Raw genomic sequence first — 25,586 nt, forward strand, 5'->3', positions numbered from 1 at the left:
AGCGACGCCGGAGGGTGGTCCCGTCACGCCTGGTGCGGCATGGCGCGGCGCCATTTCCGGGCACGGGCGTGCTCGCATGCCAGAATGGCGTCGCGCACACACCTGGGGAGGAGCGTCCATGCCGTTAGGGCTGCCCACTGTCGACGAAGCACGTCACAGCGGTTCCCGCATGGGCGAGACCTATCCGACGATCTGGGATCCGGATGATGTGGTCGTCGGCGATCTCACCGCCAACACCGGGGATTGGCTCGGCGCCCACCCGACGCGACGCTCAGGGGCGCAGCGGTTCTGGCTCACCACGCTGGCCGTGTGCAGCACGATCGCCGGGTCCGGGCTCGTCGCCCTCGGCGCGTCGCTGGGCCTCTCGGCCGCGGGTGTCGACCTCCCCCCGATATCGCGGCAGAATCTCGCGATCGCCGCGGTGACCTGGCTCGTGGCCCTGCTCGGCGTTGCCATCTCGATCATCGGCAACGCCATCAGCCGGACGCGCGCCGTCGCTGCGCGTGCTGATCAGTCGACCCATCTCCACCGGGTCGCGCTCCATGAGGGCGTCGCCCGGGTGAACAGCCGCCGCGGTGAGGCGCGCACGTTCGGCAGCCTGCCGCCGGCACCCGGCGCCCAGCCCTACGGCATCTCCGAGCGGGGCGCCGTCGACCTCGCGGCGGCCTGGCTCCGGCATCTCGGCTGCGCGCCGACGGTCTCGGCCGTCCGCACCGAGGGCATCGACATCCGCTTCGGCACCTGCCTCGTACGGGTGGCGAGCCGGGACGAGGATGCGGCAGCATCCGTGCGCGAACTGGCGGGCTCCGTGGCGGCGCACCCGAATGCACGCGGAGTCGCCTTCTTCACGCGGGCGCTCGGCGAGGACGTCACGTCGTTCGCCGATCGTGCCGGCATCGCGCTGCTCGTGATGAACCCGGTCGCCGGGTCACTGCATGGCGCGAATCTCGAGGGCCGCGAGATCATGAAGGTCTCGCAGCGCGCCACCGAACGCGCGTCGACCTCCCCCGTTCCGGTGATGGTGTAGCCCTCCCCCGTCCGACCGGTTAGGGTTCCCCCAACTCCGCGCGTCTTGGGGTCGGCGGCGCGGAGACCGATCAGGGCATCAACCGGGGGGTCTGCCATGGCGAAACCACCAGCGCGCGACGGCACGTTCGACGGCGAGGTCGAGGTGAGCGACGGGAAGTACTGGACCTGGACCGGACCCGCGACGAGATGGATTCCGAGCGGCGCGGGCGTCGAGTACAAGGAAGCACCGGCAGACGGGGCGCTCGGCCAGTGATGGTCAAGAGGAAGAGGGCGAGCAGCGAGCCGGCAGCCGCGCCGCCCGCGACACCACCCGCCACGCCCGGGACCGACGCCGCGAAGGAGCCGCCTGAGAAGGACGCCGCCCCGATCGGCCGCGCACAGCGCTGGTCGGCCGCGACGAAGGAGGCGCGCGAGACCATCAAGTGGCTCGCGACCGCGATCGGAGCGGCCGCGGCGCTCGTCTTCGGGGCGGGGCCGCTGCTGACGACCACCGAGCTCGACATCGCGTCGTGGCCGCCCTGGCGGACCGTGGTGTGCCTCGTGGCGGCCGTCGTCGGCGTGGTCGGCGTCGTGCTCGTGATCTGGTCGCTCCTGAAAGCCCTGACACCGGAGGCCCTCACTCTCGATCAGCTGCCGCCGTCGACGGTCAGGCGGCTGGAGGACTCGGCGGAGACGTCCTTCCCCGGCGACATCAGCTCGATCGCCCAGCTCAAGCAGCGCTTCGGCGTCTACCGCGTGGCGATCTTCGAGCTCGGCAAGAAGGAGGCGCTCGCGACCACCGACGCCGAGCGGAAGATCCTCGGCGAGCTCATCGCGAAGAACCGCGACAACCTGAAGAAGCTGCGCGAGGTCGAGGACGCCATCCTGGAGCAGGGCGCGTTCGAGCTGACCCGCAGCAAGGTGACGGACCTGCTCGCCCCCGTGCTCGCCGGATCTGCCCTCGCGGTGATCGGCGTGGTCGCGTATCAGCTCGCGATGAGCGGGCCGACGGACCCGCCCGCGGCGGCGGCGTCCGATCAGATCGGCAGGCTGGTCGACAACGGCAGCATCGCCTCTACGCGCCTGTGGACGGCTCTCGATCTGAGCGCGTGCGAGGTGGACGCCGGCAGCATCCCGGTGCTCGTGTCGGGCGGGTCGGGCACCTCAGAGGATCCCTACTCGGTCACCACGATCCCTGCGCGGACCGCGTGCGCGGTCGTGTCGTTCACCGTCACCGACGACGTCGCGAACGTCGTCCTCCCCGAGGTCGAGAAGGTGACCGTGACGGTGACGCCGGCGCCCGCGGACTGACGCCGGGGCCGACTAGTTCAGCGCGCGGGTTCCGGCGGGGATCACCCCGTCGGCGTAGAGGCTCTGCGCGACGTCCTGCAGCGCGGTCAGAGCGACGCGCTGCGTCAGCGGGCCGTAGGAGATCCTGGCCACGCCGAGCTGCTCGTACTCCCCCGCGGAGAGCGCGCCGGGCAGGCCGATGACGCTGACCTTGCGCTCGCCGATCCCGTCGACCAGGCGACGGGTGACGTCGGCGTCGAGGATGCCGGGAACGAACACGGTGGTGGCACCGGCGTCGAGGTAGGCGCGGCCGCGCTCGATCGCGTCGGCGATGGACTCCTCCACCGGACGGCCTCCGCCGCGGACGAACGCATCGGTGCGGGCGTTCAGCGCGAACGGGACGCCCTCCGCGTCGCCCGCGGCGATGATCGCCTGGACGACACCGACCGATTCGGCGAGCGGACGCAGCCGGTCTTCGACGTTGGCGCCGACGACGCCCACGCCGATCGCACGGCGCACCGTCTCGCCTGCGTCGTCGTAGCCGTCGTCCAGATCGGCCGAGACGGGCACATCACCGGCGGCGTTCACGATGCGGGCGACCATGTCGAGGGTGAGTTCGAGCGGGATCGTGCCGTCGGAGTAGCCGTACGTCGCGGCGATCGAGTGCCCCGCGGTGGCGAGGGCCTTCGTCTCGGGCAACGCGAGGATCGCCTTCGCGGAGACCACATCCCAGACGTTGACGACCCGGAGGATCGCGGGAGCGGAGTGCAGCTGAGAAAGGGTCTGTGCGCGGTCGGCCTGTGAACTCATGCCTCCACGCTAGTGCGCGCTCACAAGCCGAGGGCGATCACCAGGGTCGCGAGGGCGAGCACGGCGCAGGCCGGCGTCATCGTGGCGCGCTCCGCGCGACTGCGCGAGATCGCGTTCATCACGGTGCCGAGCACGAAATAGCCACACAGAACCCAGAGGGCGACGTCGACGAAGATCGTGTCGCCACCGGGGAGCAGCCCTGCCCCGCTCCACAGCAGCGCCGCGAAGGCCGCGTAGAGCACCACGGAGACGGCGCTGCCGATCCGCAGCCGGGTGGGGAGGACGCGGTGCTGGCCGCCCCACACGAATCGGCCCAGCGGGCGACCGGCCGCCACCAGCGTCTGCAGGAGGGCGAGCGCTGCGAGCAGCACCGTGGCGACGACGACGGCGATGAGCGTGAGTGCGGGCACTGACCGAGAGTAGCGGGTCGGTGCGGGCGAACCACGGCGTCCCTTGTACCGGCGGATCGACGGTCGTACGATCGGCGCAGAGGCCTACTGGGCGGGCATCGGGACCCGGGGGCACACGTCGCTGGGGGGCTCGATGCAACCGTTCGACCACATCAACATCCAACCGATGTTCCGCACCGACGCCGTGCCGTGCGACGGCACCGTCGGCGACATGATCCTGATCAGCCCGCTCGACCGAGGCGAGTTCGACCCCGAGCCGCAGGGTTCGGCCAGCCTGTGGGTCTGCATCAAGTCGTCTTGGGAGCCGGAGGGGATGCACGCCGTGTGGGCGCGTGTCGCATTCGACGGCGTCGCCCAATGCGATTTCGGCCCTGCCCCGACTCCGCCGCAGAACCGGCCGGAGTTGACGCGCGGCTGAACCGCTCCACCGCACACGCGCTGTCGCACGCCTTGCCGCGTGCGGGCGCCTTCCACAAGGAGGAATCATGCCGCAGTTCTCCGTCCGCTCGACAACCGACGACACCGCGATCGACGCAGCCAGCGAAGGCGGTGAGGCGATCCATGCCGAGAGCACCTCCACCGGGATGGCGGCGATCGCGGCCATCCAGCAGAGCCAGGCCCGGGCGCCACGGGTGCCGCCGTCTTCGCGCTGTCGAACAGCGAGGGCCCGGCGATCGTCGCCCTCCAGAAGCATCCGGCGGCGCAGGCTGTTGCCGTCTACGCCGAGAGCACCGGCAATGGATCGGCGGTCGCGTGCGTCCAGAACAATCCGAACTCCACCGCCGCCGCGCTCTACGCGAAGCACGTCACGGCGGGACCCGCGGGGTACTTCCACGGTGACGTGATCGTCACCGGGGACCTGTCGTTCCCCGGGATGGACTGCGCGGAGGAGTTCGATGTCGACGACACCGACGCGGCAGAGCCGGGAACGCTCATGTCGCTCGGGGATGACGGAGCGCTGGTCCCGAGTCGTGCCGAGTACGAACGGCGCGTCGTCGGGATCGTCGCCGGTGCCGGTGACTTCCGGCCAGGCATCGTCCTCGGCCGCGACCCGCAGCGACCGGCGGACGGCCGACGGCGGCCGATCGCTCTCGTCGGGCGGGCCTACTGCAAGGCGGTCGTCACCGACGAGGCCATCGAGGTCGGCGATCTGCTGACGAGTTCGGCCGTGCCGGGTCACGCGATGCGGGCCGCCGACCCCGGGCGCGCTTTCGGCGCGGTCATCGGCAAGGCGATGGCCCCGCTGCGCAGCGGGAGCGGGCTGGTACCCGTGCTGATCTCGCTGCAGTGAGGGGAATCGGCCATGGAGCAGGTCAGGCACTACGTCGGCGACAGTGGCAACACGACCGTTCGCGGATTCCTCGCGTCGGAGGCGGTCGACTTCGATCCCCCGAGCGACTCGCTGCGCCAGAACGTCAAGAAGGCCAACGTCCGCAGCGTGTACGAGCTTGCGGACGGGTCCACCGATGACGACGACGAGAATGAGATCCGGGACCGGATGTGCGCCTCCCAGAACAGCTACGAGCTGATCCGGATGTTCCAGATCATCGACAGGTGGGAGGGTCTGGACGATGAGCTGCCTGAGGGTCACCTCGACCAGATCGCGGCGAATCTCGCCCAGGTGCTCGATCAGAAGCTGTACGAGGTCTACGGACTGATCCGTCGGTACCGGGGCATTCTCGACTACGCCTCCCCTCCAACCCTCGGCGACTGCGTGCTCGAGATCCTCCGCCTGCCGTCGGTGCACATGCCCGGCGAGATCGACCGCCTCCTTGCACGGAAGGATGCGGTGCTGGGCGGGATCGCGAGCGTGACGATGCGTGAGCGGGTCGCCCCACGCGACGCCGCTCGCGTCATTCCGCAGGTGATCCAGGCGTGCATCGACCGAGGTCCACACCGCGTGAACGAGCTGGTCGCCCTCCTGCACGAGGCCAACTACACGACGCGGATCTGCGCGCCGCTCGCGAGACTGGACTATCGGCCGCTCTACGACGTGATCACCGACATGGTCAACCCGGACCCGCTGATCTCGAACACCCAGCGCACCGCGTGCCGCGACGCATGCCTGCGTCTGCAGCCGGAGTTCGCCGCCGCCCGCGACGCGGTCGACGACATCGGGCCCGGGCCGGCCAAGGCGACGGTCAACCGCTTCACCGCTGCGCTGAAGGCGGCGCTGGACAACTTCCCGACGAGTGTGCCGGCGCCCGGCGTCATCAGCGCGATCGCCGCGGCGATCGGCGGCGTCGCCTCGACGGTGGCCGATCTGATCACGACCGTGCAGAGCCTGCCGGACGAGCTCGGCGGCTCTCTCACGCTCGCGAGCCTGCTGAACTCGTCCGGCGACGACACTGCCCGCCAGCTCGTCGGCAAGCTCAACTCGCAGAACACGCTCGGTCACCTGTCGTTCGGGCTGAAGCTCGAACTGCTGAACGCGCTGCTTGACGGCTTCACGGTCGACGATGACGAGAACGCCATCAACCTGATCCTCACCGCCGCCCGCAACCGGGATCAGGCCGAGGTCTACCAGCTCGTCAGCGCGGCGGGGTGGGAGGCGCTCGACACGAGTGTGGACGGCGAGCAGTACGAGGAGCTGGAGACCACGCTGAACGATCTCAATTGACGGAGCGGGGTCGACGCGCCCGCTAGAGTCGTGGCCACTGCCGCGCGTGGTCGCGGCGAAAGGGAGCACACGCACCGTGAACAACGACTACTCAGGTCTCGCCGCCGGGCTCGGCGTCGGATTCTTCGTCCTGATGCTCGTCCTCTACTTCGCGATCCTGGGTCTGATGCTGTGGGTCAGCTATCTCATCCTGCGCACCGCCGTGAAGAACGGGATCCTCCTCGCCGACCAGGAACGCGCCAAGCGCGGCCCGATCGGCGCGGCCCCGCGGTTCGTGCAGCAGCCTCCGCCGCCGCCGCCCTACACGTGACCGTCGCCGTCAGCCCGCGAAATCCTCCGGGTCGACGTCGTCGAGGAAGCGCTTGAACTCGTCGAGGCGCGCGGCCGTGTCCGCATCCTCGTCGGTCAGCACGTCCGGCACGCTCGCCTCCTCCATCACGGCGTCGGCCACCCAGATGTCTGCGCCGACCCGGGAGCCGAGGGCGATCGCATCCGATGGCCTGGCGTCGACGACGCGCACCCCGTGCTCGCTGGCGACCGTGATCTCGGCGTAGAAGGTGCCGTCGTCGATGCGGGACACCTCGACGCGCCTCACCTCGGCCCCGAGCGTGTCGAGAAGAGAGCGCATCAGGTCGTGGGCCAGCGGGCGGGGCACGGTCGCGCCCTCGACCGCGACCAGGATGGACGTCGCCTCGAGCGGCCCGATCCAGATCGGCAGCACGCTGCCCTCGCCGGGGAGTTCGTCGACCGGCTTCAGCAGGATCACGTGCTGGCCGGTCGCGTCGAGCGCGACGCCGGCGACCCGGACCTGGACCATGGGACTTCCTCCTGCGAGATGTGCCTACATGCTAGGCGGGGTCGCCGACCGCGGCGAGGGTCTCCAACGCGTCGCCGGTGAGCCGCTGCGTCGTCCACTCGTCCATCGGCACGGCGCCGATCGCGCGGTAGAAATCGATCGACGGCGTGTTCCAGTCCAGCACCGTCCACTCGAGCCTGCGGTAGCCACGGGCGACGCACACCTCGGCGAGTGACGCGATCAGCGCCTTGCCGAACCCGCGTCCGCGCTCGGCCTGGTCCACGAACAGGTCTTCCAGCCAGATGCCGTGGGTGCCCGTCCACGTCGAGTAGGTGAGGAACCAGACGGCGATGCCGACGATGCGCCCCTGGCGCTCCACGACGTGCGCGAACGCGTGCGGAGCCTCGCCGAAGAGCGTCGCACGCACGGACTCGGCGGTGTTCTCGACGGCGTCGGGCTCGCGCTCGTAGTCGGCGAGGGCCTGGATGCAGGCGAGGATGCCGTCCTCGTCGCCCGGGCGGGCGGCGCGCAGGACGGCACCGTCGGTGAGGAGACGAGGATTCATGCGGCGGACCTCCGGCGGGAGACGAGGGTGGCGACGGCGCGCCACCCGACGAGGAAGAGCAGCAGCACGACGGCTGCGACCACCACGAACGCGACGGCGACGCCCTGCCCCGACACGGCGCGCAGCAGCATCCCGGCGATGACCGTCACGGCCCACACACCCAGCCCTGTGCGCACGGGCGCGATCGGCGACCGCCACGCCAGCGTGACGATCCAGCCCAGGGCGAGACCGGCGAGGAACGGCCACGCCGTGGTCCACAGCCCGTCGAGCATCGCCTCCTGGTGACTCGCTCGGCCGATCGCGGCGAACACGGTCACCAGGACGATGTCGAGACCGAGCGCGAGGGCTGCCCGGCGGGTCACCGTCGCGCCGCCAGGTCGGCGCCGAGCGCCTCGCGCTCGTCGAAGACGAAGCAGTCGCCGCTGAAGTGCGCGCCGCCGGCGTGCTCGAAGTAGCCGAGGATCCCGCCGTCCAGCTGCCAGGCGTCCACGCCGGACTCGCGCAGGTGGATGGCGGCCTTCTCGCAGCGGATGCCGCCGGTGCAGAAGCTCACGACCGTCTTGCCGGCGAGCTCGTCGCCGTGGGCGGCGACGGCATCCGGGAACTGGGTGAACCGCTCGATGCGCAGGTCCAGCGCACCGTCGAACGTCCCGTACTCGACCTCGAAGGCGTTGCGGGTGTCGAGCAGGACCACGTCGCGACCGGTGTCGTCGTGCCCTTGGTCGAGCCATCGGCGCAGCGTCTCCGGCTCGACCGCCGGCGCGCGGCCGGCCGCGGGGACGATCGTCGGGCGGTCCATGCGGATGATCTCGCGCTTGACCTTGACGAGCATCCGGGCGAATGGCTGCTCGGCCGACCAGCTGTCCTTCGTCGTCAGGGCGGCGAACCGGTGATCGGTGCGGAGGTCGTCGACGAATGACCGCAACGGCGCCTCGTCGCCGGCGAGGAAGAGGTTCACGCCCTCCTCGGCGAGGATGATCGTGCCCTTCAATCCGGATGCGGTCGCCCGCTCGCGCAGGAGGGGTCGCAGCCCCGCGGGGTCGTCGATCCGCGTGAACAGGTAGGCGGCGATGTTGAGGACCCGGGGCATGGTTCCAGCCTACGTGCGAGGTCATCTAGGCTCGGCCGCAGGCCGCCCGCCGCCCGACGGGTCGTGGCGAGAGGACCGACATGCGACTGGACACGCAGATCATCGACGCCGCCGCGGCGGCCGAGGGCTTCAGCGGCGTCGTCACGGTGGACACCGGCGCGCGGCGGGTGTTCGGGCGGGCATACGGCTTCGCGCACCGCGCGTTCGGCATCGTGACGGCGCCGGAGATGCAGTTCGCGGTCGCGAGCGGCAGCAAGACCTTCACGGCGCTCGCCGTGCTGCGGCTCGTCGCGCAGGGCGAGCTCGAGCTCGACCAGCCGGTGCGCGGCATCCTCGGCGACGACCTGCCCCTCATCGATGCCGCGGTGACGATCGGGCAGCTGCTGTCGCACACCTCCGGCATCGGCGACTACCTCGACGAGGACACCGACTGGGCAGCCGACGACTACATCCTCACGGCGCCGGTGCACACGCTGACGACGGCGGAGGCGTTCCTTCCGCTCATCGACGGGTTCCCGCAGAAATCGGCGCCCGGCGAGCGGTTCGCGTACTGCAACGGCGGGTACATCGTGCTCGCGATCGTCATCGAGCGGGTCACCGGCGAGACCTACCACGACGTCGTGCGCCGGCTCGTGTTCGCGCCGGCGGGCCTGGCGCACACCGACTTCCTTCGCCTCGACGAGCTGCCCAGCACGGCGGCGGTCGGCTACCTGTACGCGACGGGAGACCGTGCCAACACGCTCCATCTGCCGGTGATCGGCAACGGCGACGGCGGGGCGTTCACGACGGCGGGCGACCTGCACCGCTTCTGGCGCGCGTTCCACGCAGGGGCGATCGTCTCGACCGAGACGGTGGCTCAGATGACGGCACCCACCCTCAAGCTGCCCAAGGCGGAACTGGCATACGGGATGGACTACGGCATGGGCCTGTGGCTGCACACGTCGGGCCGGGCGGTCGTGATGGAGGGATACGACGCGGGCGTGTCCTTCGCGTCGACGCATATCCCGGCGGCCGCCACCACGGTGAGCGTGCTCGGCAACTCGTCCGAGGGCGCACGGCCGGTGATCGCGGCGGTCGACGCGGCGATCACGGCCGAGCTGGGATAGCGGGCGCTACGCCTGTGCGACCTCGAGCACGCCGTCGACCCGGCGGGGCACCCCGCGGTAGCCGTCCCTGAGCTCGTCCGGCAGAAGCGACTCCGGCGCGCTCTGCCAGGCCAGGGGCCGCAGGAAACGCCGGATCGCCGTGATTCCGACGGACGTGTGGAAGGAGTTCGTCGCCGGCCACGGCCCGCCGTGATGCTGGGCCCACGACACCCGGACGCCCGTCGGGTAGCCGTTGAACACGATGCGGCCCGCCGTCGCGGCGATCTGCGGCAGGATGCCGGCGACGGTCGGCAGGTCGTCGTCCTCGACGTGCAGGGTCGCTGTCAACGAGTCGGGCACGGCCTCGAGGGCTCCGAGCAGCTGCGCGGTGTCGTCGTAGTCCACGAGCAGCACCAGCGGCCCGAAGGCCTCGACGGTGTGCGCGGGCGTGAGCTGCGCGGCGTGGACGCGCAGCACGCGCGCCTCCACGGCCAAGCCCTCGCCACCGAGATCCTCGGCCGAGCCGAGCAGCGACTCCACAGCGGGCGCCTCGGAGAGCTCCTTCTCCGCGGCGCGGAACGACGACAGCACCCGGTCGTTGAGCAGCACACCGGGAGCCGCATCCTTCATCGCGGCGACGACCTGGGCGGCGAACACGTCTGCGCCCGCGCCGGCGGGCACGAACGCGACCCCCGGCTTGGTGCACAGCTGGCCGGCCGAACCCGTGACCGAGCCGGCGAGGCCGGTCGCGATCGCCTCACCGCGCACCCTCAGCGCCTCCTCGGCGACGATGAGGGGGTTCACGCTCTGCAGCTCCCCGTAGAACGGGATCGGCCGCTCTCGCTCGTCGATCACCGCACGCAGATGGGTCGCCGCACCGAGCGAACCCGTGAACCCGACCGCCGCGACACCAGGGTGGCCCACCAGCCGGGATCCGGCGGCCTGACCGTAGACGATTCCGAGGGTTCCCTGAGGCGCTCCTGCACGCTCTGCGCCGACGCGCAGCGCTTCGTAGCTGGCGCGGGAGGTGAGCGGGTGGGCGCTGTGGGCCTTCACGATCACGGGGTTGCCCGCGGCGAGGGCGGAGGCGGTGTCGCCGCCCGGCACCGAGAACGCGAACGGGAAGTTGCTCGACCCGAACACCGCCACGGGGCCGATCGGAACCAGCATCCGCCGCACGTCCGGCTGCGGGCCCATCGGCGTCTCGCCGGCGTGATCGATCGCCGCTTCGAGGAAGCCGCCCTCTCGCACCGCGTCGGCGAACAGTCGCAGCTGATAGGTCGTGCGCGTCAGTTCGCCGTTCAGGCGTACCGCCGACAGGCCGGTCTCGGCGGCTGCCGTGTCGACCAGCACGTCGCGTCTTTCGTCCAGAGACGCAGCGAGCGCGTCGAGAAGATCGGCGCGCCATGTGCGGGGATGCTGCTCCAGCTGCTCGAGGGCGCCGACGGCGCGTTCGACAATGGCGTCGACGGCGTCGTCCGGGGTGGGCTCGATTCCGGTGTCGGTCCGTGTTCCGGTGCGCGGGTCGGTCGTGGTGAGCGTGCGAGACATGAGTCCTCCGGTGGGAGATCGGGCGTGAGGCCGGTCAGGCGCTGTCGCGCGCGACCAGGGTGAAGCCGAGGTCGACCGACACGGAATCCGCGTCGGGGTTGGCGATGCGTTCGAGGATGAGCTCGCCGGCACGGCGCCCGATGCTGTCGTTCGGTGTCTGGATGGTGGTGAGCGCGGGGTGCAGGTACCGGCTGATCTCGAAGTCGCCGAACCCGGTGATGGCGATGTCGCCAGGCACCTTGAGCCCGCGCGTCTGTGCTGCCAGCACGGCTCCGGTCGCGAAGATGTCGCTCGCGCAGACGAGCACATCGGTCTCGGGATGCTGTTCGAGGACCTGGTCGAGCACCCAGCCGCCGGCTTCGACGCTGATGCCGCGCGCACCCGTGTCGAGGATGCGGACCCGCTCTTCTGGCCGCAGCCGTGCGAGGGCGTCGCGGAACCCGTCGCGTCGGGCGTGTGCGCGCGAGTCGGCGCCGGTCAGCCATCCCGCGAATGTGGGGTGGCGGTAGCCGGCACCGAGGACGTATTCGACGATGGCGCCGAACGCGTCGCCGTTCGAGAAGCCCACCAGCGAGTCGATCGGGTCATCGGACCAGTCCCAGGTCTCGACGATGGGGATACGCGATCGCTGCAGCAGCTCACGTGTGCCCGGGGTGTGCGAGGCGCCGACCATCACGATGCCGTCGGGACGGCGACCGAGGAATGCCCGGACGACCTGCTCTTCTCGGGCGGCGTCGTATCCGGTCGCGCCGAGGAACAGCTGGATGCCGGCGGCGGAGAGCACGGCTTCGAGTCCGTGCACGGTGTCGGCGAAGACCGAGTACGACATCGCCGGCATGACGGCGGCGACCGTGCCGCTGCGGTTGGATGCGAGGTTGCTGGCTGCACGGTTGGGGACGTAGTCGGTGGCCTCGACGGCGCGCATCACCGCCTCGTAGGCGGCCACGGAGACCTGATCGGGACTGCGGATGGCGCGTGACACCGTCGACGGCGACACCCCGGCGAGTGCGGCGACCTCGTCGAGCGTGACGGTGCCGGTGTTGCGCCGGGTGATCCGAGGGGCGGTGAGGTCATCGGATTCGGTCACAGGAGCCTCCTCGCGGCGAGATTCGTCATGAGAGCCGTGACTCCGAACACCCACGGGTCGCACTCCTCGCTGTGCCGAACGACGTTGACCAATGCGCCCAGCCCGGCCGAGCGGATCGTCACGACGTCGTCCAGCCTATGGGTGAAGCCCATGCCCGGCGCGTCACGGTCTTCGATCGGCGCGAAGAGCGTGCCGAGCATGAGGATCGCGCCGTCGGGGTACTGATGGTGAGGGCCGATCAGCTGGCCCACGAGGTCGAGCGGATCCCGGCTGATCTGGCCCATGTCCGACGACGCGTGCATCACGAATCCATCGGCGCCGCGCACGTCGACGCTCACGACCATCGCTCGGACGTCGTCGATGCCGAACGAGCCGTCGAACAGCCTGATGAACGGCCCCGTGGCACAGGACGCGTTGTTGTCCTTGGCCTTGGGGAGGAGCAGTGCGCTGCGCCCCTCGATGTCGCGCAGATTCACGTCGTTGGCGAGGGTGGCGCCGACCACCGACCCGCGCGACGACACCACGAGCGCGACTTCCGGCTCGGGATTGTTCCACGTCGACGAGGCCAGCACGCCGATCTGCTCCCCGGTGCCCCGTGCCGACAGGGGCATGCCCTTCGTGAAGATCTCGGCGTCCGGCCCGATCCCGACTTCGAGATACTGCGACCAGAGCCCTTCGTCCACGAAGAACTGCTTGAGTTCGGCGGCGCGCTCCGAGCCGGGCACGATGCCACGCAGGTCGCCGCCGATCCGGGTCGAGATCACTTCCCGCAGCGCCGCGGCGGCCTGGTGGTCACCGCGAGCACGCTCCTCGATGACACGCTCGATCATCGACACCGCGAAGGTGACCCCGGCCGCCTTCACCGCCTGCAGGTCGTGGGGTGCCAGGAACCACGGGCGACCCGGGTCACGGCGGTCGAACGGCGTGTTGGCGTGGATGTCCGTCAGCGTTCCGAGCGACGCTCCCGCGGCCTCGCGTGCGGCGGCGGCGGGTTCCGGATGCTCGGCCAGGGCACTCACGGTCGCGTATCCCCCGGCGAGGGAGCGAACATCCTCCCCGTCGATCAGCACGGGCGTCGGCCCTTCGACGTCCGGCTGCCAGACGCGTCCGATCAGCGTCGCGTCGACGGCGTCGACGGGGAGCGTCTCATCGAGAGCAGGGAACCACGGGTGGGTCGTCATCGATGATCCTTTCTCAGCGTCCATGGAATTCGGCTGGGCGCTTCTCGGCGAACGCTGCTCGCCCTTCGGCGGCGTCTTCCGTCGCGAAGCAGATCGTCTGCAGGTCGCGCTCGTAGCGCATCGCATCGTCGAAGGGCATCGTGTATGCGGCGCGCAGATTGGCTTTCGCCGTCTGGGCTGCGATCGGAGGTCGCGACGCGATGACCTGCGCGAGCTCGCGGGCCCGGCCCAGCAGCTCGGACTGCGGGTGTACTTCACTGACGAGACCCCAGTGGTGGGCGGTCGCCGCGTCGATCGGGTCACCGGTGAGGAGCATCAGCGCCGCGTTGCTCGCCCCTGCGGAGTGCGCGAGGAAGGCGCTCATGCCCCCGCCGCCGATCCAGCCGAGCTTGATCTCGGCGGCCGCGAGCTGTGCGTTCTCCGAGGCGAGCCGGATATCGCAGATCATGGCGGTTTCGACTCCGCCGCCGAAGGCGTACCCGTTGATCGCGGCGATGATCGGCTTGCGGACCTCACGCAGTGCGTCGCAGTAGTCGACCCGATTGCGGAACTCCCATGGCGTCGCATACTCGTCGAGCGTGCGGATGTCCGAACCGGCGCAGAACGCCCGCTCTCCCGCGCCGGTGAGCACGACAGCGCGCACGGAGTCGTCATCGTTGACCGCGTGCGCGAGCCGGGTGAGCTCCTTGGACATCGCGGGGGTCACGGCGTTGAGCTTCTGCGGACGATTCAGGGTGATCGTGACGACATGGCCGTCGGACTCGACCGTGACCTCGTCTATTCCACTCGTGATCATGATGCGATCCCCTCGTTCACAAGACGCCCGGTGGCGTCATGATGGATGCGGTCCAGCCGCGCCAGTACGTCAGCAGCCCGCGTCCGGTCGATCAGCGCCGTGCGGAGAGTCTCCGAGAGAAGCGCCTGCACGGCGGTGAACCCTTCGAAGCGGGGGCGGATCCACGCGCTCTCGATCGTCGATCGGGTGCGCAGATAGAAGTCGCCGACCGGCGCGTTCACCGCCCGGCTCTCCCATCCCGCCCGCATCGCCGGCTGCCCCTGGTGGGCGGGGATGAAGCCGGCCTGAGCATCGTCGGACAGCAGCCAGGCGAGGTGGCGGCGCAGCTCCGTGGTCGGATCGCAACGCCGGGTGACCGCGATGCCGGTGCCGCCGATCGTCGAGCCGCTGCGTCCATCCGGGCCCACGGGGCTCGGCCCGTACACGACCGGGGTCGCACGCTCGCGATCGGCGTATCCCACGTAGCCGTAGACGAGCGGGATGTACGCGATGTCGTCGGTGCCGACCATTCGCTCGAGCAGGTCGATCGGGTTCTGCGTCTCGCTGTGGGCGGGTACGAGCCCGGCAAGTTCGGCGAGGATGCCGAACGCGGTGGCGCCGACATCGGGATCGACGATCCGCTCCGCCGCACCGGTGGCGAGCGGCGCGCCGAGGCTCTGGCACACCGAGGCGAAGGTGAGGTAGGCGTGCGGACCTGAGAGCGAGAGGGCGACCGTCGCTGAGCGGGCGAGCTCGAGCACGTCGTCCCATCCGGTCGGCTCGACGTCCGCGAGGTCGGCACGCCGTGCGCTGACCTGCGTGGCCGCATCCAGCGGCAGCGCCCAGGTCCGGCCGCCGAGCCGATACGACTCCAGCGACGGACCGACCGCCCTGCGGGCGACGTCATCGACGAAGGTCTCCCCCATCACGTCCTCCATCGCGCGGAGGCAGCCGCTCGAGAGCGCGTCGCCCAGGTGGGGGTGATCGAGGACGATCAGGTCGTATCTGTCGGCGAGATCCTCCAACGGCGCGGACTCGAACCCCTCGAGCGAATGGACGTCCCAGCGCAGCTCATCGCCATCGGCCGCGAGGATCGGGGCACCCGCCTCGAGAGCGGCCCGCCCTCGGGGATGGTCCCAGGTGAGTCCGACGAACGAGGCCATTCTCACGCCTCGGTGGAGGCGACGACGCCTGCGGCGAGCAGGCCGGCGACCTCGTCGTCCACGAGACCGAGCCCGTGCAGGATCTCGCGCGTATGCTCGCCGGTCTGCGGCGCGCCTCGATCGATCCGCGCGGGAGTCCGCGAGAAGCGATAGGGGAATCCGGGGGTCTTCACGACGCCCTCTGTGGGGTGCTCGTATTCGACCAGCGTGCCGTTGTGGGCGATCTGCTCGTCGTCGACGAGGTCCGCGTACGAGTAGACCGGGGCCACCCAGAGCCCTGCCGGCTGCATGAGCTCGAGCCACTCGGCGGTGGTGCGCGTCCGCAGCTTGTCGGCGACCGCGACGTAGATCTCGTCACGGCGCGTCCAGCCGTCCACCTCTCCGTCCATGTCGGCGAACGACGGCTCATCGATGAGCTCACCCAGCGTGGGCATGTGCGGCATCGCGAGCGCGAGGTAGCCGTCCGCCGTCGCGAAGGCGCCATACGGCGCGCGGATGTAGACGTGCGCGTGGGGCTGCTCGCTGCGCTCCTGCGGCACGTTGCCCATTGTGAAGACCGAGATCTCCTGCATCTGCAACGTGGTGATCACGTCGAGCATGTTGACGGTGACCTGCTGGCCTTCGCCGGTGCGCTCCCGATGCAGCAGCGCCGCCAGCACCGCTTCGAAGGCCGTGGACGCCGTCACCGCGTCGACGAGGTACTGCCCGGCCGCCTGAGGCGGCGAGCCTTCCGCGCCGGCCGAGAGCATCGCGCCACTGAGCGCCTGCAGCAGGAGGTCCTGGCCGGGTCGATCACGGTATGGGCCGTCCTCGCCGTACCCCGAGATCGAGACGTAGACGAGCCCGGGATTGATCTCGCGCAGCGATTCGTAGTCGACTCCGAGACGGGCCGCGACCCCCGGCCGGTAGTTCTGGAGGAAGACGTCCGACTCGGCCACCAGCCGGTAGAGCAGCTCGCGACCCTCCGGCGCCTTGAGGTCGACCGCCAGCGAGCGCTTGTTCCGGTTGAGCGAGAGGAACGAGACGTTGATCTTGTTGCCCTTCGCTCCGCCGGCCGCAGCGTGCCGCTGCCACTCGCCTCCGGTCGGCTCGACCTTGATCACGTCGGCGCCGAGATCGCCGAGACGCTGTCCCGCGAACGGTCCTGCCATCGCGATGGAGCAGTCCAGCACGCGGTAGCCGCTCAGAATGCCCGGGGCAGCGGGTCGGGGTTCGGTCATGTCATCGTCCGATCAGGGGTCGCAGTGGGTGGAGTGCTCAGGACGCGGCACCGGCGGGCTGACCGCCGATGCCGCGGATGCGGGCGCCCGAGGCGCTGACATCCTGCTCACCGTCGAGCAGCTGGATGGTCATGTCGTAGGAACGGGATTCTCCGTGGGCGAGCCACGTGAGACTCCCGTTCTCGCGTGCCGCGGACTCGCCGGTGACCGGGGTGCTCGACGGTTCGAGGCCGACCGCGTATTGACCCGCGCGCAGGTTCTGCCACTCGAAGAAGTACGGCTGGGCGGCCGCATCCCATGACACCTCGATGCCGCGCGCGCCGTCGGACGCATGCAATGCCACGCGGTGCCGCCCGTCCGTCCCCGCGACGAGTCCGTGCTCCCACACCTGCTCGACGAAGCCGTCGACCGGCGCGGGAAGGGTGTCGTAGGTCACGCCCTGCTGCATCGTCGACTCCGACGCCCAGATGTGCTCGGTGATCGGCGCGACGAGCACGGTGCCCTCGTCGACAAAGGGATAGCCGATGTTGAGGTGGTACAGGAACATGTGCGGGGTCGGCTCGAAGCCGAGGTTGTCGACGACGTCGCGCACGCGGACCGTGGCGCCGAACATGTCGATCTCGATGGTCCGGGTCAGCCGTAGGTGCTCACCGAAGGAGGTCGCCTGGATCACTTCGCCCACGACGCGGAGCGTGCCGCCACTCTCTTGCCAGTCCTCCTCGACCCGCAGCAGACGGGCCGGAATAGCCGTGAGTCGGCCGTGCAGCCCGTGGCGCACGGTCTGCTTGGGCGGATACGCGTAGTGGGTCGCGTCGTACTCGCCGCCGAAGAGCGCATGATCGAGCCCGCCCGTGACGAGCAGACCGTCGAGGGCGCGGAGCCAGGACAGTCCGTCCTCGGCGTCTGACTCATGCAAGCCGGGATGACGGAACCCGTTGCCGCTGCGCCAGCCGAACGGCACCCCGCGGAACCTGGCCCCACCCAGATCGAAGGCACGGTCGATGAGCACTTCGATCTCGAGGCCGACCGCGTTGCGCAGGATGAGCGCGCGCACCCCCTCTTCCCGCCCGTTCTTGAGCACGACCTCCTGCACGCCGGCGAAGGCGGCGAGATCTCCGGTACGGCGACGGAGGTCGGCGGTGGTCGGCGGTGTCGGCTGCGATGCCATCAGGTTCACTCCATGATCCAGCCGCCGTCGACGTTGATCGTCTGTCCGGTGACGAATGCGGCATCCGGACCGACGAGGAACGACACGACTGCGGCGAGTTCGGCGTCGGTCCCCCGACGCTTGATCGACTGGCGGTCGATCACGAATTGGTTGTATTCGGCCGGGTTCTCATGGATCTCCTCGGCCTTGGTGGGGAAGGCGCCAGGCGAGACGCCGTTGACGCGGACCCCGGATGCTCCGAGCTCACGCGCGAGCGCGCGGGTCAGACCCACCGACGCCCCCTTGGTCGACACGTAGCTCGCGAGGTTCGCCCAGCCGCCGTGGAACGTGATCGACCCGATGTTCACGATCGAACCGGCGCCTCGATCGGCCATCCGTCGCGCCGCACCCTGCGCGGCGAGGAAGTAGGCGGTCTGGTTCACCCGGACGACGTCCTCGTACTCGTCCTGCGAGATCTCGAGGAACGGCGTCGCGGGGTAGATCGCCGCGTTGTTCACGAGGGCCGTGAGCGGGCCGAGCTCGGTCTCCGTCTCGGTCAGCGCCGCCTCGATCGCGGCACCGTCGCGGAGGTCGACGGCGAGCACGCGGTGCGGGATGCCCTCGGCATCGAGCAGACCCGCGGTCTCGCGCAGCAGGTCACCCTCGCGACCGAGAACGCCGATGGAGAACCCGTCGGCACCCAGCCGCAGCGCGATGGCGCGGCCGAGTGCACCTCCGGCCCCTGTGACCAGGGCGGAACCGCGGGGTGCCGACGGGTTCGTCGTCATCGTCAGACACCCACCTTCGTCAGGATGTCGTCGACGAACTTCTTCGCACGCGGCACGTCGCTCTCGTCGAGGTGCTCGATGATCAGCGGCACGTTCGGGCTCTTCTCCGCCAGGCGGCGCACGTAGAACTCGTAGTCGAGCGAGCCGAGGCCGGCGGCCGGCAGCTCGATCTCGCCGACGCCGCGGAAGGTGTGCGATTCGAGCGCGTCGGCGTCGCCGATGTCGGCGTGCTTCTCGCTCTTGTCATCGCCCGAGCGCTTCACGTCCTTGGCGTGGGCGATCCGGACGCGGTCGGCAAGGCTGTCGAAGACAGCGCCGAGCACTTCCTGCTGCTTGTCGATGTTGTGCGTCTCGAAGTAGTTCGTCGGGTCCATCAGAAGCTCGATGCCCGGCTTTCCTGCGAGGTCTGCGAACACGCGCTCGGTCTCCTCGAGCGAGCCGATGACGTTGTTGACGTACGTCTCCAGGAGGAAGGTCGCGCCGTGATCGAACGCCGTCTGACGCAGGTCGTCGAGGACGGCCAGGGCGGTGTCGTATCCCTCAGCCGTCTTGTTCTTGTCGTCGTGCACCCAGTCGCTCTCGGCGTTGAAGGTGCCCGACTCCGAGATCACGTACGGTGTGCCGAACGCGCGGGCATTGCGGATGATCTCCTTCAGGTAGTCGACACGGCGCGCGCGCTCGTCCAGGTCGGGGTGCACGATGTTCGTGTAGCCCGAGATGGCGCAGATCGGCAGGTCATGCGCACGGAACGTGTCGCGCACGCGCTTGGCCTTCTCCGCGGTGATCTGCCCGGCACTCAGGTCGATGTCGGTGAAGTGCAGATCGAGCTGCACGGTGTTGAACCCGAGGTCGCGGATCTTGCGCGCGGTCGTCTCGAGGTCGTACGGGAAGTATCCCGAGAAGATGCCGACTTGAATCATTGGTCTTGCTCCTTTGCAGTGGGTGGTTCGTCGGAAGGGTGTGGGTCGAGGGTCAGACGGAGATCTCGTCGATGCGCACCGGGCGATGCTCGGCGATCGAGCGGTAGCCGGCCTCGATCAGGGCGATCGTCCGGACGTTGTCTGCCACGGTGAGCTCGGGCTCGGTGCCGGTCGCGAGCGCGTACTGCAGCTGTTCCATCACGCCGATGAAGGCGTGCGGGAACCAGTGCGTCTCCCAGGTCGGGCTCACCCAGGCACCGTCGGTGGTGAGCGTGGAGGCGTAGGTCAGCGTGGACGGCTCGCCGGTGGGCCAGCCGATCGTGCCCTTCGCCACGCCCTGCGTGCCTTCGACGCGCCAGGTGATCGACACGTCGGAGTCGAATCCCTCCTCACGGGGACCCGACCAGACATCCTCGACCGACATCGCCAGCACGCCCGAGCGGAACCTCAGCGTGGAGACGACGATGCCGTCCTCGTGGGCGAACTCGGTGCGCGGGTCGGTACGCGTCGCGGTGTAGATCTCCTCAGGCTCGCCGAAGAGGAACCGCAGCGCATCGAGGTGGTGCACGCTCATGTTCGCGAGGGTGAGCCGGTCGTACCCCTCCAGGAACGTCTGCCAGTGCGGGATCGCGTGCATGTTGATGGTCGCGAACACGACTTCGCCCAACTCCCCGCCGTCGAGGATCTGGCGGAGCACGCGGATGGACTGGTCGAACCGCATGTTCTGGTTGACCGAGAGCACCTTGCCGGCCGCGGCGGCCTCATCGCGCAGGGCCGCTGCCTCTTCCAGCGTCAGGGCGAGCGGCTTCTGCGCGAGGATCCCCTTGACGTGGTCCTGAGCGAGCGCCGCCCGGATGAGCGCGGGCTGCTGGTCGGGCGGGAAGGCGATGTCGATGATGTCGATGTCCGTGTCGGCGATCAGCTCCAGCGGCGTCGCGTGGACGGTGGGGATGCTGTACCGCTCGGCGAGCGCGCGTGCCTTCGACTCGGTGCGGGACGCGATCGCCGCCACGGTGAATCCCGCTTCACGGTAGGCCTCGAGGTGCACGTCGGCCATGATCATCCCCGCGCCGATGGCTCCGATCCGGTAGCCCGACTCCCTGACCTCCACGTCAGGTGCGAAGGTCTTCGCTGCTGCTGAACCCATGGTGGTTCGTTGTCCTTTCCTCGCGACTCTGCGATCCGGAAGTTCCTGCCGGCAGTGGCTTCACTGTCGATCCTAGCCCGTTTTGATAGCGCTACTGGCAGCGCTGTCAAAGTTACGGTAATGTCCCTCGCAGCATTCGTCAACACACAGCGGAGAGGCGAACGCACAGCCAGCCGATGTCGGCGGCGAATCGGCCGGACGCACGGTCGGACGCATATTCAAAGGAGAAGAAATGCAGTCATCACGCACCCGAAACCGGGGTGTCGCAGCGGCAGCCATCGCCGTCACGGCCCTCACCGTCACCCTTCTGAGCGGGTGCACGTCGGCACCCGCAGACAACACCGGCGGCACCGAGTCCGGCGGCGCAGAGCCCGAGAAGTTCGTGATCGGGTTCCAGCAGCCGCTCGGCGGCCAGGCCTGGCGTGAGATGGGCCTCGCTTCGCTGCAGGCCCTGGCCGCCCGCCCGGAGTACAAAGACAAGGTCGAGGTGAAGATCGTCCGCACGAACGACAACGACGCGGCCCAGCAGAACGCCGCCATCCAGAACCTGATCGCGGAGGGCGTCGACGCCATCCTGTTCGATCCCGCATCGGCGACCGGCGCGGACGCCGCGATCGCCCAGGCCGAGGCAGCCGGCATCCCGGTCTTCGCGAACGGTGGACCGTACGACAACGACTACGTGTACGTCGTGTCCACGGACTGGGCGAATGCCGGAACCGTCGGCGCGGAGTGGCTCGTCGGGCAGCTCGGCGACAACAAGGACGTCGCCGTCCTCGAGGGCCTCGCCGGCGTGCCGCTGAATGACGGCTCGATGCCCGGCGTCGAGGAGATCCTCACCTCCGGCGGTGCGAACATCGTGGCACGCGGCACCAACGGCTGGAACGAGGCCGACGCACAGAAGGCGATGGCGCAGATCCTGCAGTCCAACCCGGATGTCGGCGGCGTCTACTCCTTCCTCACCGGCGGGCAGGGCATTCCGGCCGCGTTCGCGGATGCGGGTATCGACTTCGTTCCCGTGGTCGGCGGCTCGGGCTACAACGGCGAGGCGTGCACGCTCGTCGAGTACGCCGATGACGGCCTCGTCGGCAACATGGTGTTCGGCCAGCCCGCGATCTACGCGAAGGGCCTCGAGCAGGCCGTCGCGCTCCTCGAGGGCGAGGACGTTCCGCAGGAGCAGCTCTTCCCGCCGCTGGAGATCACCGTGGACAACGCGGCGGACTACTGCCTGCCGGATCAGGCCGACAACTTCCAGCTCGGCTACGACTTCCCCGGTCTCGACCTGACCGTGGACGAAGTGCTCGCCTTCTACCAGAAGTAATCGCGCACCGACGTCCGAGGAGACGCTGTGGACAACCTGACCATCCGGAGCACCGCGCCAGACGCGGTGCTCCGGACGGAGCCACTGCTGGTGGCCTCCGATCTGACCAAGAGGTATGGCGCCGTGCGCGCCCTGGAGGGCGCGAGCTTCACCTGCCTGCCGGGAGAGGTGCTCGCCCTGGTGGGCGAGAACGGTGCCGGCAAGAGCACGGTGTCGCGCATCCTCGCGGGAGCGACCGAGCCGACCAGCGGGGCGATCACCTTGAACGGCGAGCCCTTCGCCGTCGGCTCGATCGCCCAGGCGCGCGAACGGGGCGTCGCCTGCGCCTTCCAGGAGCTCGCGCTCGTGCCGGACTGGACGATCGCGGAGAACCTGCTCCTGCCAGAGCGGCGCGGACGCGGGATGTTCTCACAGCGCTCGTCGCGGGAAGACGCCGAGCGGCTGCTCACGACGTTGGACGTGACCCATCTGAACCCGGCGGCGGTGGTCGGCGATCTGCGCCTGGCCGACCGCCAGGTCATCGAGATCGTGCGAGCCATCTCGGCCGACCCGAGATTGCTCATCCTCGATGAAGCCTCGTCGGCGTTGAGTCCCGTGGGGGTCGAGTGGCTCTTCGAACGGATTCGCGAGCTCACCGCCCAAGGCGTCGGCATCATCTATGTCTCACATCGCCTCGGCGAGATCTCCGAGATCGCCGACCGCGGAACGGTGCTCCGCGACGGTGCGTCCGTCGGCGAGTTCTCACGCGGGTCCTGGTCAGACGATGACCTCGTCTCCCTCATGGCCGGCCGCACCGCGCGGCGCCACTTCCCCGATGCTCCACCGGCCCCCGCCGCCGACGCACCGGCGGTGCTCGACGTACGCGGCCTGCGCTCCGAGGGCCTGGTCGGCGTCGACCTGGTCGCCCGCCGCGGCGAGATCGTCGGGATCGGCGGGCTGCAGGGCCAGGGTCAGACCGAGCTGCTGCGCTGCCTGTTCGGCGCGGCCCCGGCCGTCGCCGACCAGTGGAGCGTGGGCGGCAAGCCGGTGCGTCGCCTCACTCCCCCGCGTGCGGTCCGGCGCGGTGTCGGCTTCGTTCCCGAGGACCGCAAGACCGAAGGCCTCGCGCTCGCGCTGAGCGTCGGCGAGAACCTGCTGGCGCCCTGGCTCCGGCCGGTCGCGGCCGGCGGGCAGCTGCAGCTGCGTCGGGAGCGCCCGTGGATCGAACGCGTGCTCGGCGGCCTGAGCGTTCGCACCCGTGGACCGGACGAGCCGGTCGGCTCCCTGTCCGGCGGCAACCAGCAGAAGGTGGTGTTCGGCCGCTGGATCGACCGCGAACGCTCCGTCCTCCTGCTGCACGATCCCACCCGCGGCATCGACGTGCGGGCGAAGCAGGAGCTGTACCAGGCGATGCTCGAGCTCGCCGCATCGGGGGTTGCGATCATCTGGTTCTCAACGGAAGTGGAGGAGCTCGTGCACATGTGCCACCGGGTCGCCGTGCTCTACCGTGGGCGCGTCGCCCGCGTGCTGGAGGGCGAGCAGATCACCCCTGACGCGATCGTCGGAGCGGCGGTGGGAACCGCATGAGCCCCACGACCACCACCATCCCCGCACCGATGCCGAGAGTCGGGCCCATCCGCTCCGGCACGCGGCGCATGCGCTATGACGGGGCACTGGCTCCCGTGCTCGCCTTCGTGGTGTTCTTCGGCGTGTACCTCGCCGTCAACCCCGGCCTGCTCACCCGGTTCCAGCTCCAGTCCGCCGCGAACCTGATCGCCCCGCTCGCCCTCATCGCGCTCGGGCAGCTGCTGATCGTGCTGATCGGCGGCATCGATATCTCCATCGGAGCGATCACGAGCCTGTGCAACGTCGTCTTCGCGACTCAGATCGCGGGCCTCTCCGCACCGGGGGCGCTCCTGGCCTGCATCGCCGTCGGCGTGCTCTGCGGCGCGATCAATGGCGTGCTGGTCGCGTACGTCAACCTGCCCGCCATAGCCGTCACCCTGGCCACCGCCTTCATCTACGCGGCTCTCGCGCGACAGATCCTCGACCGCCCTGGCGGTGCTCTCAGCAGCGAGATCTACCAGGTCACCAGCGGCGAGCTGGTTCCGTTCGTGCCGATCGCACTGGTGTGGGTGGCGCTGATCGCCACGGGCCTGTGGCTCTTCCTCCAGCGCACCGCGTTCGGGCGGCAGGTCTACGGTGTCGGCTCGGGCCGGGCCGCTGTGCAGTCCGCGGGGCTGAAGCCGCGGCTGACCATCCTGGTGACCTTCATGGTCTCCGGCGGGATCGTCTCGCTCGGCGCCGTACTCCTGGCCGGATCGACGCTCACCGGTGACCCGCGCAGCGGCGACCCGTACCTGCTCAACTCGATCGCCGTGGTCGCACTGTCCGGTGCCGCCTTCGCCGGCGGGCGCGGCAGCATCCTCGGCACGGTCCTGGCCGCCGCCGTCCTCGGCATGGTGGGCAACCTGCTGTTCTTCGCCGGCATCAACTCGTACTGGCAGTACGTGATCAGCGCGCTGATCATCCTCGCCGTCGTGGTGATTCCGCGCGTCGGACAGTTCGTCATCCAGCAGTCGGCGCTTCGAAGGGGGCACCATGAGTGACACGCAGACCGTCGTCGCGGAGGACGCGACCGAGGGCTCGCCTTCCGCCCAGAGCGGGTTGGCCCGCCTGGTCTCGAGGATGCCGCGAGCTGGATGGGGCATTGCGATCTTCATCGCACTGTTCGTCATCGGCGGGCTGCTGCGCCCGTCGCTGTTCACACTCCCGGGACTCATCAGCACGGCGACGTTCGCCGCGATCCTCGCGGTCGCGTCGTACGGGCAGACGATCGCGGTCATCCAGGGCGGCATCGACCTGTCGGTGCCGAACACCATCGCGTTCGCCGCACTGGGCTTCCTGACCTGGAACGCCTCGTTCGGACCAGTGATCGCCCTCCTGCTCGCGCTCGCCGGCGGTCTGGTCATCGGCATCGTCAACGGTGTGATCGTCGCCAAGGTCGGCCTCACGCCGATTGTGACGACCATCGCGATGAACGGGCTGCTCTTCGGCGTGGTGCTCCTGAACTTCCCCCTGTCCGAGCTGACGGTCGTGCCCGACCTCGTGACCTCGTTCACGTCCGCTCGCGTCGACCTGGCCGGCCTTCAGATCGCGATCGTGCTCCCGATGGCACTGCTGCTGATGCTGCTGCTGCAGGCCGTACTCAGCTACACCGGCTGGGGACGGTCATTGTTCCTCGTGGGATCACGGGAGGATGCCGCGCGCCTGGCGGGCCAGCCGGTCGCCCGCATCCGCATCTCCGGCTACGCCCTGTCGGGGCTGCTCGCCGCATTCGCGGGGATCGTGATCGTCGGCTACTACTCCCAGGCCGAGACCACGATGGGCAACAGCTATCTGCTCGGCTCGGTGGCGGCCGTCATCGTCGGCGGCGCTTCGATGTTCGGCGGACGCGGCTCGATGGTGGGCACGTTCGTCGGCGCCCTCGTACTCGGGCAGGTCGCGACCCTGGTGGCCGTCTTCAACCTCGGCGCGACGATGCAGAACCTGATCTACGGGCTGATCATCCTTGCCGTCCTGGCTGCCTACGGTCGCGATCGAACCTAGCCGGATAGCGGGCGGATCCTCGTCCGG

At 69.6% G+C, this 25,586-nt stretch carries 28 protein-coding genes; 12 read left to right on the top strand and 16 right to left on the bottom strand.

Annotation, left to right across the window (positions count from 1 at the left end; all coding sequences use genetic code 11):
* Window positions 1-169 precede the first annotated feature (169 nt).
* The 3 genes from Microterr_RS10545 to Microterr_RS10555 all read left to right on the top strand — a co-directional run bounded on the left by Microterr_RS10545 (window position 170) and on the right by Microterr_RS10555 (window position 2,319).
* A complete protein-coding gene (locus Microterr_RS10545; protein ID WP_263797988.1) occupies window positions 170-1,027 on the top strand; it encodes a hypothetical protein in 858 nt (285 codons plus the stop codon).
* 96 nt (window positions 1,028-1,123) lie between these two features.
* Window positions 1,124-1,282 carry a hypothetical protein gene (locus Microterr_RS10550; RefSeq protein ID WP_263797987.1) on the top strand — a complete coding sequence of 53 codons (159 nt, stop codon included), beginning with the start codon at window positions 1,124-1,126 and terminating at the stop codon, window positions 1,280-1,282.
* A complete protein-coding gene (locus Microterr_RS10555) occupies window positions 1,282-2,319 on the top strand; it encodes a hypothetical protein (RefSeq protein WP_263797986.1) in 1,038 nt (345 codons plus the stop codon). Before Microterr_RS10550 ends, Microterr_RS10555 begins: the two co-directional genes overlap by 1 nt.
* 12 nt (window positions 2,320-2,331) lie before the next feature.
* Here Microterr_RS10555 and Microterr_RS10560 read toward each other — a convergent pair whose 3' ends face one another.
* Window positions 2,332-3,108: an isocitrate lyase/PEP mutase family protein gene (locus Microterr_RS10560; RefSeq protein WP_263797985.1), complete on the bottom strand. Its 777-nt coding sequence runs from the start codon at window positions 3,106-3,108 to the stop codon at window positions 2,332-2,334.
* Between the two features lie 20 nt (window positions 3,109-3,128).
* Entirely contained in the window at window positions 3,129-3,518 is a 390-nt protein-coding gene (locus tag Microterr_RS10565) for a hypothetical protein (protein ID WP_263797984.1), read from the bottom strand.
* 166 nt (window positions 3,519-3,684) lie between these two features.
* Between Microterr_RS10565 and Microterr_RS10570 the strand changes: the two genes are divergently transcribed.
* The 4 genes from Microterr_RS10570 to Microterr_RS10585 all read left to right on the top strand — a co-directional run bounded on the left by Microterr_RS10570 (window position 3,685) and on the right by Microterr_RS10585 (window position 6,448).
* Window positions 3,685-3,936 carry a hypothetical protein gene (locus tag Microterr_RS10570; protein ID WP_263797983.1) on the top strand — a complete coding sequence of 84 codons (252 nt, stop codon included), beginning with the start codon at window positions 3,685-3,687 and terminating at the stop codon, window positions 3,934-3,936.
* 423 nt (window positions 3,937-4,359) lie between these two features.
* Window positions 4,360-4,809 (top strand): hypothetical protein, encoded by a 450-nt coding sequence (locus tag Microterr_RS10575; protein WP_263797981.1) that lies wholly within the window; start codon window positions 4,360-4,362, stop codon window positions 4,807-4,809.
* Between the two features lie 12 nt (window positions 4,810-4,821).
* Window positions 4,822-6,138 carry a hypothetical protein gene (locus tag Microterr_RS10580; RefSeq protein ID WP_263797980.1) on the top strand — a complete coding sequence of 439 codons (1,317 nt, stop codon included), beginning with the start codon at window positions 4,822-4,824 and terminating at the stop codon, window positions 6,136-6,138.
* Between the two features lie 76 nt (window positions 6,139-6,214).
* On the top strand, window positions 6,215-6,448 hold the full coding sequence (locus Microterr_RS10585; RefSeq protein ID WP_263797978.1) for a hypothetical protein: 234 nt from the start codon (window positions 6,215-6,217) through the stop codon (window positions 6,446-6,448).
* 9 nt (window positions 6,449-6,457) lie between these two features.
* Here Microterr_RS10585 and Microterr_RS10590 read toward each other — a convergent pair whose 3' ends face one another.
* Genes Microterr_RS10590 through Microterr_RS10605 form a run of 4 tightly spaced genes read right to left on the bottom strand, consistent with a single transcriptional unit; the run spans window position 6,458 to window position 8,589 of the window.
* Window positions 6,458-6,955 (bottom strand): bifunctional nuclease family protein, encoded by a 498-nt coding sequence (locus tag Microterr_RS10590; protein ID WP_263797977.1) that lies wholly within the window; start codon window positions 6,953-6,955, stop codon window positions 6,458-6,460.
* A 31-nt stretch (window positions 6,956-6,986) separates the two neighbouring features.
* Window positions 6,987-7,499, bottom strand: a complete 513-nt coding sequence (locus Microterr_RS10595) for a GNAT family N-acetyltransferase (protein WP_263797975.1) — start codon at window positions 7,497-7,499, stop codon at window positions 6,987-6,989.
* On the bottom strand, window positions 7,496-7,861 hold the full coding sequence (locus Microterr_RS10600; RefSeq protein WP_263797974.1) for a DUF3054 domain-containing protein: 366 nt from the start codon (window positions 7,859-7,861) through the stop codon (window positions 7,496-7,498). The genes Microterr_RS10595 and Microterr_RS10600 overlap by 4 nt, the downstream gene beginning before the upstream one ends.
* Window positions 7,858-8,589, bottom strand: coding sequence for a sulfurtransferase (locus Microterr_RS10605; RefSeq protein ID WP_263797973.1), 732 nt, complete (start codon window positions 8,587-8,589; stop codon window positions 7,858-7,860). Before Microterr_RS10605 ends, Microterr_RS10600 begins: the two co-directional genes overlap by 4 nt.
* An 80-nt stretch (window positions 8,590-8,669) precedes the next feature.
* On the opposite strand from Microterr_RS10605, the gene Microterr_RS10610 reads away from it, so the two are divergent.
* Window positions 8,670-9,695, top strand: a complete 1,026-nt coding sequence (locus Microterr_RS10610; protein ID WP_263797972.1) for a serine hydrolase domain-containing protein — start codon at window positions 8,670-8,672, stop codon at window positions 9,693-9,695.
* A gap of 6 nt (window positions 9,696-9,701) precedes the next feature.
* On the opposite strand, the gene Microterr_RS10615 is transcribed toward Microterr_RS10610, so the two are convergent.
* The 10 genes from Microterr_RS10615 to Microterr_RS10660 are packed head-to-tail and all read right to left on the bottom strand — an operon-like array spanning window position 9,702 to window position 20,653.
* The gene (locus Microterr_RS10615; protein WP_263797971.1) at window positions 9,702-11,225 is read right to left on the bottom strand and encodes an aldehyde dehydrogenase (NADP(+)); all 1,524 of its coding nucleotides are present in this window, start codon (window positions 11,223-11,225) and stop codon (window positions 9,702-9,704) included.
* 34 nt (window positions 11,226-11,259) lie between these two features.
* Window positions 11,260-12,312 carry a LacI family DNA-binding transcriptional regulator gene (locus tag Microterr_RS10620; RefSeq protein WP_263797970.1) on the bottom strand — a complete coding sequence of 351 codons (1,053 nt, stop codon included), beginning with the start codon at window positions 12,310-12,312 and terminating at the stop codon, window positions 11,260-11,262.
* On the bottom strand, window positions 12,309-13,493 hold the full coding sequence (locus Microterr_RS10625; protein ID WP_263797969.1) for a fumarylacetoacetate hydrolase family protein: 1,185 nt from the start codon (window positions 13,491-13,493) through the stop codon (window positions 12,309-12,311). Before Microterr_RS10625 ends, Microterr_RS10620 begins: the two co-directional genes overlap by 4 nt.
* A 13-nt stretch (window positions 13,494-13,506) precedes the next feature.
* Complete coding sequence (locus tag Microterr_RS10630; RefSeq protein ID WP_263797967.1) at window positions 13,507-14,289, bottom strand: enoyl-CoA hydratase/isomerase family protein; 783 nt, start codon at window positions 14,287-14,289, stop codon at window positions 13,507-13,509.
* Window positions 14,286-15,431: an extracellular solute-binding protein gene (locus Microterr_RS10635; protein ID WP_263797966.1), complete on the bottom strand. Its 1,146-nt coding sequence runs from the start codon at window positions 15,429-15,431 to the stop codon at window positions 14,286-14,288. Before Microterr_RS10635 ends, Microterr_RS10630 begins: the two co-directional genes overlap by 4 nt.
* Window positions 15,432-15,433: 2 nt before the next feature.
* Window positions 15,434-16,651: a CaiB/BaiF CoA transferase family protein gene (locus Microterr_RS10640; RefSeq protein WP_263797965.1), complete on the bottom strand. Its 1,218-nt coding sequence runs from the start codon at window positions 16,649-16,651 to the stop codon at window positions 15,434-15,436.
* A gap of 37 nt (window positions 16,652-16,688) precedes the next feature.
* Window positions 16,689-17,819 (bottom strand): aldose 1-epimerase family protein, encoded by a 1,131-nt coding sequence (locus Microterr_RS10645; protein WP_263797964.1) that lies wholly within the window; start codon window positions 17,817-17,819, stop codon window positions 16,689-16,691.
* A gap of 5 nt (window positions 17,820-17,824) precedes the next feature.
* The gene (locus Microterr_RS10650; protein WP_263797963.1) at window positions 17,825-18,586 is read right to left on the bottom strand and encodes an SDR family NAD(P)-dependent oxidoreductase; all 762 of its coding nucleotides are present in this window, start codon (window positions 18,584-18,586) and stop codon (window positions 17,825-17,827) included.
* 2 nt (window positions 18,587-18,588) lie between these two features.
* The gene (locus Microterr_RS10655) at window positions 18,589-19,506 is read right to left on the bottom strand and encodes a sugar phosphate isomerase/epimerase family protein (protein ID WP_263797962.1); all 918 of its coding nucleotides are present in this window, start codon (window positions 19,504-19,506) and stop codon (window positions 18,589-18,591) included.
* A 52-nt stretch (window positions 19,507-19,558) separates the two neighbouring features.
* Window positions 19,559-20,653, bottom strand: coding sequence for a Gfo/Idh/MocA family protein (locus tag Microterr_RS10660; protein WP_263797961.1), 1,095 nt, complete (start codon window positions 20,651-20,653; stop codon window positions 19,559-19,561).
* 232 nt (window positions 20,654-20,885) lie between these two features.
* On the opposite strand from Microterr_RS10660, the gene Microterr_RS10665 reads away from it, so the two are divergent.
* Genes Microterr_RS10665 through Microterr_RS10680 form a run of 4 tightly spaced genes read left to right on the top strand, consistent with a single transcriptional unit; the run spans window position 20,886 to window position 25,559 of the window.
* Window positions 20,886-21,971, top strand: coding sequence for a substrate-binding domain-containing protein (locus Microterr_RS10665; RefSeq protein ID WP_263797960.1), 1,086 nt, complete (start codon window positions 20,886-20,888; stop codon window positions 21,969-21,971).
* Window positions 21,972-21,998: 27 nt separating this feature from the next.
* Entirely contained in the window at window positions 21,999-23,537 is a 1,539-nt protein-coding gene (locus tag Microterr_RS10670; protein ID WP_263797959.1) for a sugar ABC transporter ATP-binding protein, read from the top strand.
* Window positions 23,534-24,559, top strand: a complete 1,026-nt coding sequence (locus tag Microterr_RS10675) for an ABC transporter permease (protein ID WP_263797958.1) — start codon at window positions 23,534-23,536, stop codon at window positions 24,557-24,559. Before Microterr_RS10670 ends, Microterr_RS10675 begins: the two co-directional genes overlap by 4 nt.
* Complete coding sequence (locus tag Microterr_RS10680) at window positions 24,552-25,559, top strand: ABC transporter permease (protein ID WP_263797957.1); 1,008 nt, start codon at window positions 24,552-24,554, stop codon at window positions 25,557-25,559. The genes Microterr_RS10675 and Microterr_RS10680 overlap by 8 nt, the downstream gene beginning before the upstream one ends.
* Window positions 25,560-25,586: the final 27 nt, after the last annotated feature.

This window comes from Microbacterium terricola (assembly GCF_027943945.1).
Taxonomy (GTDB): Bacteria; Actinomycetota; Actinomycetes; order Actinomycetales; family Microbacteriaceae; genus Microbacterium; species Microbacterium terricola.